The organism is Robbsia betulipollinis, from assembly GCF_026624755.1.
Lineage (GTDB): Bacteria > Pseudomonadota > Gammaproteobacteria > Burkholderiales > Burkholderiaceae > Robbsia > Robbsia betulipollinis.
In genome coordinates this window covers 191,385-204,828 of the sequence record NZ_JAPMXC010000002.1, presented here as the reverse complement: position 1 = coordinate 204,828, position 13,444 = coordinate 191,385, and the positions used below count along the sequence as shown (strand labels likewise).

Sequence of the window (13,444 nt, the reverse complement as noted above, 5' to 3'; positions counted from 1 at the left end):
AGATGAACCGGATTATTGCTGCGATCGTCGCACTCGTCGTGGTCCTGACGATTGCGTCATCGATGTTTTTCGTGGTCGATCAGCGACGCTTTGCGATCGTCTTCGGTCTGGGCGCGGTCAAGAAGGTGATCAGCGAGCCGGGCCTGTATTTCAAGCTGCCGCCGCCGTTCGAACGGGTCGTCTCGATCGACAAGCGCATCCAGACGATCGATAACGCCGAGCCGGACCGCTACATCACCGCCGAGAAGAAGAACCTGCTGGTCGATCTGTTCGTCAAGTGGCGCGTCGCCGACCCGCGCAAGTACTTCATCTCCTTCAAGGGCGACGGTTCGCTCGCGGAAGACCGGCTCAAGCAGATCATCCGCGCGGCGCTGAACGAGGAGTTCGCCAAGCGCACGGTGAACGAAGTCGTGTCCAACGAACGGGAAGTCGTCATGCAGGCAGTGCAGCGCAAGGTCGCGCGCGACGCAGCGGCGATCGGCATCGCCATCGTCGATGTGCGGCTCAAACGTGTCGATCTGCTGGCGGAAATCAGCGAATCGGTCTACCGTCGCATGGAAGCGGAACGCAAGCAGGTCGCCAATCAATTGCGTTCGACCGGTGCGGCGGAAGCCGAGCAGATCCGGGCCGATGCCGACCGGCAGCGGGAAGTGCTCTTGTCGGCGGCCTACAAGCAGACCCAGCAGGTGATGGGCGACGCCGATGCGCAGGCATCGGCGACCTATGCGGGAGCGTTCGGCCGCGATCCGTCGTTCTACGAGTTCTACAAGAGCCTGGAAGCCTACCGCGCATCGTTCCGCAGCCGCAGCGACGTCATCGTCGCCGACCCGAACAGTGCGTTCTTCAAGTATCTGCGCGCCCCCGATGGCGCTCCCGCGCGGACGGCGCCCGCGACGCGCTGACGGTTCCTGCCGATGGGACCCGCTGATGGCGCGTTCCGCATCGATTCTCGTGCGGATTCGCCCCAAAGCGTGTAAGTTTCCGTAGAATTGCGACCTGTTTCGCGACGGGCGCGGCGCCAGGCCGGGAGGGCGCACGCGCGCTTCGCGCCGGTTCACTGCCCGACAGGCGCAAAAAACCGGTGCCGTCGATCTCGCTTCGTTCCCATCGCTGCCAGACCACCGCACTGGATTGAAAGGATATCGACAATGTCGATTTGGTTGTTACCCGAGAGCATCGCCGACGTGCTGCCATCGGAAGCGCGCAAGAGCGAGAATCTGCGCCGCGCGTTGCTGGACCGTTTCCGGGTCTATGGCTACGAGATGGTCATGCCGCCGCTCCTCGAATATCTGGAGTCGTTGCTGGCCGGCGGAGGCGAGGATCTCGGGCTACGCACGTTCAAGCTGGTCGATCAGTTGTCGGGCCGCACGATGGGGGTGCGCGCCGATATCACGCCGCAGGTGTCGCGCATCGACGCGCACTTGCTCAACCGCCCCGGCGTGACGCGTCTGTGCTATGCGGGCAGCGTGCTGGAGACGCGTCCGCGCGGATTGCACGCCACGCGTGAGCCGTATCAGATCGGCGCCGAGTTGTACGGACACGGCGGCATCGAGGCGGATCTGGAGATCCAGCAATTGCTGCTCGACAGCGTCGCGCTGGTGGGCTTGCGGGATGTGCGGCTGGATCTGGGTCACGCCGGTATCCTGAGTGCCTTGTTCGAATGGGCACCGGCGGCCGCGGTGCATGCCTACGAGATCTTCAGCGCGCTTGCCGGCAAGGACGTGCCACGGCTGCACGACGTCACGGCATCGCTGGCGCCGCAGGCCCGCGACGCGTTGCGCGCGCTGCCCACGCTCTATGGCGAACGTGAGGTGCTCGAGCGGGCGCGCCATGTCCTGCCCCCGCTGCCGGCGATCGGCCGCGCGCTCGACGACCTGGATTGCCTGGCCGCGCAGGCCGTGTTGCCCGCCCCGGGCGCCCGGGGCGGCGAAGTCGCGCAGGTGCAGTTCGACCTCGCCGATCTGGGCGGCTCCTACCAGTATCACACCGGGGTGATCTTTTCGGCCTACGTCGCGGGCGTGCCGAACGCGATCGCCCGGGGCGGACGTTACGACCGGATTGGCCGGCTGTTCGGCCGTGACCGGCCGGCGATCGGTTTTTCGCTCGATCTGCGCGAACTGGCCCGCATCTCGCCGGTCGAGGCGCGTTCGAGCGCGATCTTCGCACCGTGGACACGCGATGCGGCGTTGTCGGCGCGCATCGCGGCGTTGCGTGATGCGGGCGAGATCGTGATCCAGGCGCTGCCCGGGCATCCGCACGATCTCGATGAATTCGCATGCGACCGCGAACTCGTCGCGCGCGATGGGGAGTGGATCCTCGTCGCGCGCCAAATTATCTAAGGTTCCCGCGACGCGGGTAGAATACGTTTTTAACCAGGCCAGAAAACAACATGTCCGGTAACGCATCGAACCAGGGGCGGAACGTCGTCGTCGTCGGCACCCAGTGGGGTGACGAAGGCAAAGGCAAGATCGTCGATTGGCTGACCGATCACGCGAAAGGCGTCGTTCGCTTCCAGGGCGGGCACAATGCAGGCCACACGCTGATCATCGGCGGCAAGAAAACCATCCTCCGGCTGATTCCCTCGGGGATCATGCGCGCGGAAGTCGCCTGCTACATCGGCAACGGCGTGGTGCTGTCGCCCGAGGCGCTGTTCAAGGAAATCGGCGAGCTGGAAGCCGCGGGCCTGAACGTGCGCGAGCGGCTGTTCATCTCCGAAGCCTGCACGCTGATCCTGCCCTCGCACGTGGCGATCGACCAGGCGCGCGAGCGCCGCCGCGGCGTCGACAAGATCGGTACGACGGGGCGGGGCATCGGTCCGGCGTACGAGGACAAGATCGGTCGTCGCGGCCTGCGGGTACAGGACCTGTTCGACCGCGCGCACTTCGCCGAACGTCTTGCCGAAGTGCTCGAATACCATAATTTCCAGCTGACCCAGTACCTGGGCGCGCCGGCGGTGGATTTCCAGGAAACGCTGGACACGCTGCTGGGCTTCGCCGAACGGCTCGCGCCGATGTGCGCCGACGTGTCGTCGCGGCTCGCGGCGGAAAATGCGCGCGGCGGCAGCCTGCTGTTCGAGGGCGCGCAGGGCACCCTGCTCGACGTCGACCACGGCACCTATCCGTTCGTCACGAGCAGCAACTGCGTCGCGGGTGCGGCGTCGGCGGGGGCGGGCGTCGGTCCGCAGAAGCTCCATTATGTGCTGGGCATCACGAAGGCCTATTGCACGCGCGTGGGCAGCGGCCCGTTCCCGAGCGAACTGTACGATGCGGACAATGCCGCGCGTCAGGACCCGGTCGGACTGACGCTGGCGACGGTCGGCAAGGAGTTCGGTTCGGTGACCGGACGCCCGCGGCGTACCGGCTGGCTCGACGTCGCCGCATTGAAGCGCTCGATTCAGATCAATGGCATCTCGGGTCTGTGTCTGACCAAGCTGGATGTGCTCGACGGGCTGGAGACGGTGTCGCTGTGCGTGGGCTATACGGTGGCGGGCAAGGCGCTGGACCTGCTGCCGCGCGGTGCGGCGGCGGTGGCCGCGTGCGAGCCGATCTACGAAGTGTTCCCCGGCTGGCAGACCAGCACCGTGGGCATCCAGCAATGGGATGCGCTGCCGGAGAATGCGCAGAACTATTTGCGCCGCGTCGAGGCGCTCGCGGGCGTGCCGATCCACATGATCTCGACCGGTCCCGACCGCGACGAGACCATCCTGCTGCACCACCCGTTCGCAGCCTGAAGAACTTCTCGAAAAATCGTTCTCATGAATGTTCCGAAGACCGACGACCAGCATCTGTGGGTGAGCTGGGATGCGTATCACCGGCTGATCGAACGCCTGGCCCTGCAGATTCACGAATCGGGCTGGAAGTTCGATTTCATCCTGTGTCTGGCCCGGGGCGGTCTGCGGGTGGGCGACCAATTGTCGCGTATCTATGACCTGCCGCTCGCGATCCTGGCGACCAGTTCCTACCGTGAGGCGGCGGGCACCCGTCAGGGGTCGCTCGACATCGCCCGTTACATCACGATGACGCGCGGCGACCTGTCGGGCAATGTCCTGCTGGTCGACGACCTGGTGGATTCGGGCGTGACGCTCGCCCGCGTGCAGCAGCATCTCGCGGAGCGCTTTCCGGCGATTACCGCGGTGCGCTCCGCGGTGCTCTGGTACAAGGGCTGTTCGGTCACGCGGCCGGACTACCACGTCGAGCATCTGCCGCTGAATCCATGGATTCACCAGCCGTTCGAGGAATGGGACGCCGTGCGCCCGCACAATCTCGCGTCGTGGATCAAACGCGGCAAGAGCGGCGAGGCGAAGCGCGCCGAAGCAATGCGTGGCGAAGCCGACGACGGTGCGGACGCGGCGACTCGCGTGCCGGCCCCCGCGGCACCGCACCTGCCGGACGCCGCGGCGCCGGCATCGGCCCCGGCGATACGCACGGACGAAACCGCATCCTGATGGCACGCGTCATCGTCCGCCGGGCCGGGGGCGATGAACCGAGTTCACTCCTTTCTTTTTCAGGCTGACCTTGGCTACTACGCACCCGGCACATCCGCATTCCGCGAAACAGTCCCCAACGGCGCTGGTGACGGCGGCGATCGGCATCGTCTTCGGCGATATCGGCACCAGCCCGCTGTACGCGATGAAGGAAGCGTTCAGCCCGGGCCACGGCATCACGTTCAGCGAGGGCTCGATCATCGGTGTGGTATCGCTGCTGTTCTGGGCGATCGTGCTGGTCGTCGCGGTCAAGTACGTGCTGTTCGTGATGCGTGCCGACAACAACGGCGAAGGCGGCGCGCTGGCACTGATGGTGTTGTCGCTGCGCAATGTACGCCGGGGCGGGCGCTTCGCGCAGACGCTGGTGATGCTCGGGCTCTTCGGCGCATGCATGTTCTACGGGGATGCGGTGATCACGCCGGCGATGTCGGTGATGTCGGCCGTCGAAGGGCTGAAAATCGCCGCGCCGCAGCTCGGCGGCTATGTGCTGCCGATCACCCTGGTCGTCCTGATCCTGCTGTTCTGGCTGCAAAAGCGGGGTACCGAATCGGTGGGCAGGCTGTTCGGTCCGGTCATGCTGCTCTGGTTCATCACGCTGGCGGTCTTGGGCGTGTATCACATCATCGCTTCACCGATCATCATCGAGGCGGTCAACCCGATCCACGCGATCCGCTTCATCTCGCGGCATGCATTGCAGGCGTATATCGTCCTCGGCTCGGTCTTCCTGGTGCTGACGGGCGCCGAGGCGCTGTACGCGGACATGGGACATTTTGGCGCACGGCCGATCCGCATCGGCTGGTACGCGATCGTGATGCCGGCGCTGGTCCTGAACTATTTCGGGCAGGGCGCCTTGCTGATCCGGGACCCGACGGCGATTCAGAACCCGTTCTTCCTGATGGCGCCGGACTGGGCGACGCTGCCGCTGGTGCTGCTGGCGACGGCCGCGGCGGTCATCGCCTCGCAGGCGGTGATCTCCGGCGCGTTTTCGCTGACGAGTCAGGCGATCCAGCTGGGCTACGTGCCGCGCATGAAGATCCAGCACACCTCGGCCAGCGCGATCGGCCAGATCTACATTCCGCTGGTCAACTGGCTGCTGCTCGCGATCATCGTCTGCATCGTGCTCGGTTTCAAGAGTTCCGACAATCTCGCCGCGGCCTACGGCATCGCCGTGACGACGACGATGGTGATCACGACGATGCTGGTCGGGGTCGTGATGCTGCGGGTCTGGAAGTGGAAGAAACGTTTGGTGATTCCCATCATCGCGCTGTTCATGGTGATCGATCTCGCTTTCTTCGGCGCCAATCTGATCAAGATCGAGGAGGGCGGCTGGCTGCCGCTGGGCGTGGGTGCGGGCCTGTTCTTCCTGCTCACCACCTGGTCCAAGGGGCGGCAGATCGTCAAACAGCGCACCGCCGTCGACGGCATCGCGCTGCAGCCGTTCCTGAAAAGCCTGCTCGCGCATCCGCCGCACCGTGTCTCGGGCACCGCGATCTATCTGACCGGTAGCGAGTCGCTGGTGCCGGTCAGTCTGCTGCACAATCTCAAGCACAACAAGATCCTGCATGAACGCACGATCTTCATGACCTTTCTCACGCGTGACGTGCCGTATATCGACGATGCGAAGCGCTTCCAGGTCAAATCGTTCGATGGCGGCCTGTTCCTCGTGAAAGCCGTCTACGGTTTCAACGAGACGCCGGACGTCGATGGCGTGCTGGACTATCTCGGCCGCGAACACGACATGGCGTTCGAGCTGATGGACACCTCGTTCTTCCTCGCGCGCGAGACCGTGGTGCCCACGCAATTGCCCGGCATGTCGGTATGGCGCGAACGGGTATTCGCCTGGATGCACCAGAACGCCGCGAAGCCGACCGATTTCTTCAGCATTCCGGCAAACCGCGTCGTCGAGCTCGGCACGAAGATCGAAATCTGAACGCGACGTGGCGCGACATGGCGCGATGCAACGCGGTGCGCCAAGCACGGCGCAGGGCTGCCTGCTATCCTGATTTCCTGAGGCGCCCCCGCTTTCTGGGGGCGCGACGATTTCCTGGAGATTTTGTGAAAGCCATCATCCTGCGCACGCCCGGCGGCCTCGCCAACCTGACGCCCACCAGTCTGTCCGACCCGGGTGCGCCGAAAGCGAACGAGATCCGCGTGCGGCTGCATGCCAGCTCGCTCAACTACCATGATTACGGTGTCGTCACCCGTCCCGACTGGCCTTTCGACCGCCGCATTCCGATGTCGGACGGCGCGGGCGAGGTCGAGGCGGTGGGTGCCGACGTCACCGATTTCACGCCGGGCGACGCGGTGGTTTCATGCTTCTTTCCGACATGGCACGACGGGCCCGCGCGCCTCGGCGATTTCGCGACCGTTCCGGGCGACGGCATCGACGGCTACGCACGCGAGATCGTGACCTTGCCGGCGACCCACTTCACCCCCGCACCGAAAGGTTTCACGCACGAGGAAGCCGCGACGCTGACGACCGCCGGCCTCACGGCCTGGCGCGCGCTGGTCGTCGAGGGCGATATCAAGGCCGGTGACACGGTGCTGGTGCTGGGTACGGGCGGCGTATCGATCTTCGCGCTGCAATTGGCGAAAAGCATGGGCGCCACCGTGATCGTCACGTCGTCGTCCGACGAGAAGCTCGCCCGCGCGCGCGCGCTCGGTGCCGACCACACGATCAACTATCGCACCCATGCGGACTGGGGCAGGCGCGCGAGCGACCTCGCCGGCGGTACGGGCGTGGATCATGTGATCGAGGTCGGCGGACCGGGCACGCTGCCGCAGTCGATCGCCGCGGTGCGCGTGGGTGGCCGCATCGCGCTGATCGGCGTGCTGACCGGACGCGGCGGCGAGGTGCCGACGGCCGCGCTGATGGTGAAGCAGGCGCGTCTGCAAGGTTTGATCGTGGGCAGCCGGCGCGAGCAGCAGGACTTCGTGCGTGCGATCGACACGCTCGGCCTGAAGCCGGTGATCGATCGCACGTTCGGTCTCGACGAAATGCCCGAAGCGTTCCGCTACCAGGAAAGCGGCGCGCACTTCGGCAAGATCTGCCTGAGTTTCTAGATGCGCTTCCGGATGCGCTCCTAGGCGCGCCTATTTACGCCTGAGTTTGGCGAACGCGGCGGCCATCGCGTTATCGGCCGCGACGGGGGCGCTCTGGCGGGATGGCGCCCGGGATCCCGAACGCTCGGCACCACCGGCGCGGCCCCGGTCCCGGCCGGTACCGCCGGCATGGCCTCCCGCGCCGCCGCCGGCAGCACCGATCTCGTCGTCCAGACGCATCGTCAGCGCGACGCGCTGGCGCTTCAGGTCGACTTCCATCACTTTCACCTGCACCACATCGCCGGCCTTCACGACTTCGTGCGGGTCGCGCACGAAACGCGTCGACATCGCCGAGACGTGCACCAGCCCGTCCTGATGGACGCCGATATCGATGAAGGCGCCGAACGCGGCGACGTTCGTGACGACGCCCTCCAGGATCATTCCCGCCTCCAGGTCCGAGACCTTTTCGACCCCTTCGCGAAACGCGGCGGTCTTGAATTCCGGCCGCGGGTCGCGCCCGGGCTTTTCCAGCTCGGCGAGGATGTCGCGCACCGTGGGCAGTCCGAAGCGTTCGTCGACGAACTCGCGCGGCGAGATCGACGCGAGCAGGTCGCGATTGCCCAGCAACTCCCCGGCGGTGCGCCCGATCTTCGCGAGCATCCGCTCGACCACGGGATAGGCCTCGGGATGCACCGCGCAGCCGTCGAGCGGGTTCTTGCCGGCATTGATGCGCAGGAAACCGGCCGCCTGCTCGAAGGTCTTGTCGCCCAGGCGCGGCACCTTGCGCAGCGCCGCGCGCGAGGGGAAGGGGCCGTTGGCGTCCCGATAATCGACGATATTGCGCGCGAGCACGCCGTTCAGACCGGAGACGCGCGCGAGCAGCGCGGCGGATGCGGTGTTGACGTCGACGCCCACGGCGTTCACGCAATCCTCCACCACCGCGTCCAGCGAGCGGGCCAGCTCGCGCTGGTTGACGTCGTGCTGATACTGGCCGACGCCGATCGCCTTGGGATCGATCTTGACCAGTTCGGCGAGCGGGTCCTGCAGGCGGCGCGCGATCGAGACGGCGCCGCGCAGCGACACGTCGAGTTCCGGAAACTCCTTCGCGGCGAATTCCGAGGCGGAATAGATCGACGCGCCGGCTTCCGAGACGACGATTTTCGTCAGTTTCAGTTCCGGGTGACGCTGCATCAGGTCCGCGGCGAGCTTGTCGGTCTCGCGCGACGCGGTGCCGTTGCCGATGCTGATCAACTCGGCGCCGGTCGCCTGCGCGATGCGGGCCAGGCGCGCGATCGATCCGTCCCAGTCGCGGCGTGGCTCGTGCGGGTAGATGGTATCGGTGGCCAGCAGCTTGCCGGTGCGATCCACCGCCGCCACCTTGACGCCGGTGCGGATGCCCGGGTCGAGCCCGAGCACCGCCTTCGGGCCGGCCGGGGCGGCGAGCAGCAGGTCCTTCAGGTTGCGCGCGAACACAATGATCGCGTCGCCTTCGGCGGTATCGCGCAGCCGTCCCAGCAGTTCGTTTTCCAGATACGGCTGTACCTTGACGCGCCAGCTCCAGCGGCAGACGTCCGCCAGCCATTTGTCGCCCGGGCGCCCCTGCGCGGCGATGCCGAACTGCTGGGCGATGGTCTGTTCGCAGGGGTGGGGCGATTGCTGGTCGAGCGCCTCGCCCAGCCCGAGCTTGACGACCACGGTCCCTAGATTGCGCGCGCGAAACAACGCAAGGGCCCGGTGCGAGGGAAGCGTCGCGATGCCTTCGGCGTAATCGTAGTAGTCGCGGAACTTCTCGTCTTCGTCGCCTTCGCGTCCTGCGACGACCTTCGCGGTGACGATGCCGCGCTGCCACAGGTCCGCGCGCAGCCGGGCGAGCAGTTCGGCGGTCTCGCCGAAGCGCTCCGAGAGGATGTCGCGGGCGCCGTCGAGCGCCGCCTTGACGTCGGCCACGCCTTTGTCGGCCGAGACGTAGGCGAGCGCCTCCGTGGCCGGGTCGCGGCGCGGGTCGCCGAGCAACTGTTCGGCCAGCGGTTCGAGCCCGGCCTCGCGGGCGATCTGCGCACGGGTGCGCCGTTTGGGTTTGTACGGCAGATAGAGATCTTCGAGCGTCTGCTTGCTGTCCGCCGCGTCGATCGCGGCGCGCAGGGCGTCGTCGAGCTTGCCTTGCTCGGCGATGCTCGACAGGATCGCCGCGCGCCGGCTTTCGAGTTCGCGCAGGTAGATCAGCCGTTCCTCGAGGTTGCGCAATTGGGTGTCGTCGAGGTTGCCGGTCACTTCCTTGCGATAGCGGGCGATGAACGGCACGGTGGCGCCTTCGTCCAGCAGGCCGACGGCCGCGGCCACCTGGCGGGTCTGCACGCCGAGCTCGGTGGCGATGCGTTGTACGATCTTCAGGTTTGCGGTATCCGGCATGGGGGCTCGCGGCTTCGATGGTTCGTGAACCGGGCATTTTGCCACAAAGCGCGCGCGCGTCCGAACGCGTTCCCGGTGCGCTTCTGTCCGCGACGGGCCCTGTCCGATCGCCATCTGCCATGCGCCGCGGGGGCGGTGCGATGGTAGAATCCGGGCATGCCGACCGCCTCCTTTCCCCTCCGTTTTCCGTCCCGCATCGTCGCGACGATATCTGCGCCGCGCCACCTCGCCGGTGCGCTTTCGACCGCCGTGCTTCCAGCCGTTGCGCCGCGTGCGTGGCGCCTTGCCCGGGTCGCAGTGCCGCGCGCCGCGCTGCTCGGCGTGACGAGCCTGCTGCTGGTGTCGGCGACGGCATTCGCGCAATCCTCGCCGCCGGCGGACTCCCCCGGCGCGGTGTCGGGCGGGCAGGCCGCAGCGCCTGATGTCGCCGGCACGCAGGCGATGCGTTTGCCGGCGTCGCCTGGTTCGCCCGCACTATCCGATGCCGCGTCCGATGCCGCGCCCGGTGCCGTGGGCGGCGACGCGACGCCAGCCGGTCCGCCGTTGAGCGACGAGGAATACACGGAACGCGCCCACGCGCACGATGCGCAGCAAAAGACGCTGGATGAACGCACCGCGCGCATGAACTACGCGTACGCGGTGGCGCAGCACAATTGCTATGCGCATTTTTTCGTCAACCATTGCCTGACGGTGGCGCGCGATACGATGCGGGTGGAAAAAGGCCAGGTCCGCACCGAGCAGCTGGCGCTGTCCGCCGAGCGGCGCAGCGATCGCGCGCGGCAGCGCGAGACGCGCGCCGAAGAAAAGCGGGTGCAGACCGCCGCCGATGCGCCGCAACGCGCGGCGAACGAGGCGCGCAACCGGGCCGCCTTCGCGGCGAAGCAGCAGCAACATCAGCTCGACCTGGCCAAACGTGGCCAGGATGGGGCCGAGCAGCGCCAGCGTGCGGCGAATGCCGCGGCGTACCGGCAGAAACAGGCGGCGCACCAGCAGGCGCTCGACCAGGCGAACCGCAACGCCGACGCGGACGCGGCGAAGCGGGCCGAGAACGTGCACCGTTACGAACAGAAGCAAAGCGACGCGGCGGATCGCCAGCGCGATCTGGACGCGCGCCGGCGCAAGGCGCAGGAGCGGGCGAACAAGTCCGCGCCGCCGCCCGCGAGCGCGCCGGCAGCCCGGCCACAGCCATGACCGCGGCGACGCGCGCGGCGAATGCGGCGAATGCGGCGGGCATGACGGCCGCGCGCGACGCCCGGCCGAGCGCCGCGCGCGTTGCCGAGTTGGAGTCGCTGTTCGACACGCGCGGCCCGCTCGCCCGCAATATTCCGGGTTACCGGCCGCGCGAGTCGCAATTGCGCATGGCGCTTGCGGTCGCCGCGGCGATCGCGGCGAGCACGCCGGTGGATAACGGGCGGTTCGCGTTGCGGCAGACGGGCGCGCCGGCGGACGACGGCGCGCAGGCGTCGCCGCTCGACCCGGACGCGCCGGGAGGCGACGGCGGCAATACGCTGATCGTCGAAGCCGGCACCGGCACCGGCAAGACCTATGCGTATCTCGTGCCGGCGATGCTGTGGGGCGGCAAGGTCATCGTGTCCACCGGCACCAAGCATCTGCAGGACCAGTTGTTCCAGCGCGACGTGCCGACGGTGCGCGACGCGCTGGGCGTGCCGGTCACGGTGGCGATGCTCAAGGGACGCGCGAATTATCTCTGCTACTACTATCTGGAAAAAGCCGCGACCGGCGCGCGCCTGCCGTCGCGGCAGGATGCCAGTCACCTGTCGGAGATCGTGCGTTTCGCGAAAATGACCCGTACCGGCGACAGGGCGGAACTGGCAAGCGTGCCGGAAACGGCGCCGGTGTGGTCGCTGGTCACATCGACCCGGGAAAACTGTCTCGGCCAGGAATGCCCGCATTACAAGGAGTGTTTCGTGATGCAGGCGCGTCGCGAGGCGCAGCAGGCCGACGTGGTGGTGGTCAACCATCACCTGTTCTTCGCCGACATTCTGTTGCGCGACACCGGCATGGCGGAATTGCTGCCGATGGCCAACACCGTGATCTTCGACGAGGCGCACCAGTTGCCAGAGACGGCGACCCTGTTCTTCGGCGAAACGGTGTCCACCGGGCAGTTGCTCGAACTCGCGCGCGACACGGTGGCGGAAGGCCTCGCCCATGCCCGCGACGCCGTCGACTGGCGCGACGTGGGGGCGGTACTGGAGCGTGCGACGCGCGACGTGCGACTGGCGTTCCGGCAGGACATCGTGCGGTTGTCGATCGCGCAACTGGACGACGATCATCCGTTTCATGAAGCGCTCGACAACGTCGAGGCGGCGCTGGAGACGGTCGGCAAGATGCTGGGCAAGCAGGCCGAGCGCGCCGAATCGCTGGCAAATTGCCTCAAGCGCGCCCGCGAATTGCAGGACGGACTGGCGCGCTGGCGCGAGGGGGCCTATGCGGAGCCGCCCGCGCTGGTCGACGCACTGGCCGCGCCGGCCGACACCGACGCCGGCACGTCCGCCGGTCCGGCGGGTGTGGCGAGTGCAGCGAGTGCAGCGGGTGCAGCGGGTGCAGCGGCGATGGCCGGCCGCCGCGACATCGACAGCGTACGCTGGATCGAGGTGTTCACGCATTCGGTGCAACTGCACCAGACGCCGCTGTCGGTGGCGCCCATTTTCGCGAAGCAGCGCGCCGGGATTCCGCGCGCCTGGATCTTCACCTCGGCCACGCTCTCGGTGAAAAACGATTTCACCCATTACGCGGCGCAGATGGGCCTGTCCGCCGAACGCTCGATGACGCTGCCGAGTCCCTTCGATTATCCGCGTCAGGGCCTGCTCTACGTGCCGCGCAACATGCCGCAGCCCTCGGCGCCGAATTTCACCGATGCGGTACTCGACGCGGCGTTGCCGGCCATCGAGGCGGCGGGCGGGCGTTGCTTCCTGCTCTGCACCACGTTGCGCGCGGTCGAGCGGATGTCGGTACGGCTGCGCGAGACGATCGCCGCGCGCGGCTGGGATTTTCCGCTGCTGGTACAGGGCGAGGCCAGCCGCACCGAGTTGCTCGACCGCTTCCGCCACTATGGCAACGCGATCCTGATCGGTAGTCAGAGCTTCTGGGAAGGCGTCGACGTGCGCGGCGACGCCTTGTCGCTCGTCGTCATCGACAAGCTGCCGTTCGCGCCGCCCGACGACCCGGTGCTGGCGGCACGCCTGGACGCGCTGACGAAAAAGGGGTTGAGCCCGTTCGCCGCGCATCAGTTGCCGCAGGCGGTGATCACGCTGAAGCAGGGCGCCGGGCGTTTGATCCGCGCGGAGACCGACCGCGGCGTGCTGATGATCTGCGACCCGCGCCTGACCGACAAGCCTTACGGCCGACGCATCTGGCAGAGCCTGCCGCCTTTCACGCGCACGCGCGAGATCGATACGGTGACCGCGTTTCTACATCCGGATCCGGCCGTCGCGTCGACGGCGGACGACGCCCAGGACGCCTGAAACACGGCGCACGCTCCAAGAGGAC

At 67.2% G+C, this 13,444-nt stretch carries 8 protein-coding genes and 1 pseudogene; 8 read left to right on the top strand and 1 reads right to left on the bottom strand.

All coding sequences use genetic code 11. The annotated features are described in order from the left end of the window. Positions 1-2 precede the first annotated feature (2 nt). From hflC to OVY01_RS12655, 6 genes and pseudogenes are all read left to right on the top strand, one after another. The gene (gene hflC, locus OVY01_RS12680) at positions 3-902 is read left to right on the top strand and encodes a protease modulator HflC (protein WP_267847956.1); all 900 of its coding nucleotides are present in this window, start codon (positions 3-5) and stop codon (positions 900-902) included. 246 nt (positions 903-1,148) lie between these two features. After that, positions 1,149-2,339 (top strand): ATP phosphoribosyltransferase regulatory subunit, encoded by a 1,191-nt coding sequence (locus tag OVY01_RS12675; protein WP_267847955.1) that lies wholly within the window; start codon positions 1,149-1,151, stop codon positions 2,337-2,339. Positions 2,340-2,389: 50 nt separating this feature from the next. Next, positions 2,390-3,730, top strand: a complete 1,341-nt coding sequence (locus OVY01_RS12670) for an adenylosuccinate synthase (RefSeq protein WP_267847954.1) — start codon at positions 2,390-2,392, stop codon at positions 3,728-3,730. Positions 3,731-3,754: 24 nt separating this feature from the next. Next, positions 3,755-4,291, top strand: a pseudogene (locus OVY01_RS12665) (phosphoribosyltransferase); the annotation flags it as partial. A 223-nt stretch (positions 4,292-4,514) separates the two neighbouring features. Further along, a complete protein-coding gene (locus OVY01_RS12660) occupies positions 4,515-6,413 on the top strand; it encodes a potassium transporter Kup (RefSeq protein WP_432422238.1) in 1,899 nt (632 codons plus the stop codon). Between the two features lie 125 nt (positions 6,414-6,538). After that, positions 6,539-7,546 (top strand): zinc-dependent alcohol dehydrogenase family protein, encoded by a 1,008-nt coding sequence (locus tag OVY01_RS12655; protein WP_267847953.1) that lies wholly within the window; start codon positions 6,539-6,541, stop codon positions 7,544-7,546. A 30-nt stretch (positions 7,547-7,576) separates the two neighbouring features. On the opposite strand, the gene OVY01_RS12650 is transcribed toward OVY01_RS12655, so the two are convergent. Beyond that, the gene (locus tag OVY01_RS12650) at positions 7,577-9,934 is read right to left on the bottom strand and encodes a Tex family protein (protein ID WP_267847952.1); all 2,358 of its coding nucleotides are present in this window, start codon (positions 9,932-9,934) and stop codon (positions 7,577-7,579) included. A gap of 156 nt (positions 9,935-10,090) precedes the next feature. Here OVY01_RS12650 and OVY01_RS12645 point away from each other — a divergent pair, with 156 nt between their 5' ends. Continuing rightward, positions 10,091-11,125, top strand: a complete 1,035-nt coding sequence (locus OVY01_RS12645) for a hypothetical protein (RefSeq protein WP_267847951.1) — start codon at positions 10,091-10,093, stop codon at positions 11,123-11,125. Further along, positions 11,122-13,419 (top strand): DNA repair helicase YoaA, encoded by a 2,298-nt coding sequence (gene yoaA, locus OVY01_RS12640; protein ID WP_432422237.1) that lies wholly within the window; start codon positions 11,122-11,124, stop codon positions 13,417-13,419. The genes OVY01_RS12645 and yoaA overlap by 4 nt, the downstream gene beginning before the upstream one ends. Positions 13,420-13,444 lie beyond the last annotated feature (25 nt).

Coding starts and splice junctions, on each gene's coding strand:
- yoaA (WP_432422237.1), top strand. CDS start 11,122: ATGACCGCGGCGACGCGCGCGGCGAATGCGGCGAATGCGGCGGGCATG.
- hflC (WP_267847956.1), top strand. CDS start 3: ATGAACCGGATTATTGCTGCGATCGTCGCACTCGTCGTGGTCCTGACG.
- OVY01_RS12650 (WP_267847952.1), bottom strand. CDS start 9,934: ATGCCGGATACCGCAAACCTGAAGATCGTACAACGCATCGCCACCGAG.
- OVY01_RS12645 (WP_267847951.1), top strand. CDS start 10,091: ATGCCGACCGCCTCCTTTCCCCTCCGTTTTCCGTCCCGCATCGTCGCG.
- OVY01_RS12670 (WP_267847954.1), top strand. CDS start 2,390: ATGTCCGGTAACGCATCGAACCAGGGGCGGAACGTCGTCGTCGTCGGC.
- OVY01_RS12675 (WP_267847955.1), top strand. CDS start 1,149: ATGTCGATTTGGTTGTTACCCGAGAGCATCGCCGACGTGCTGCCATCG.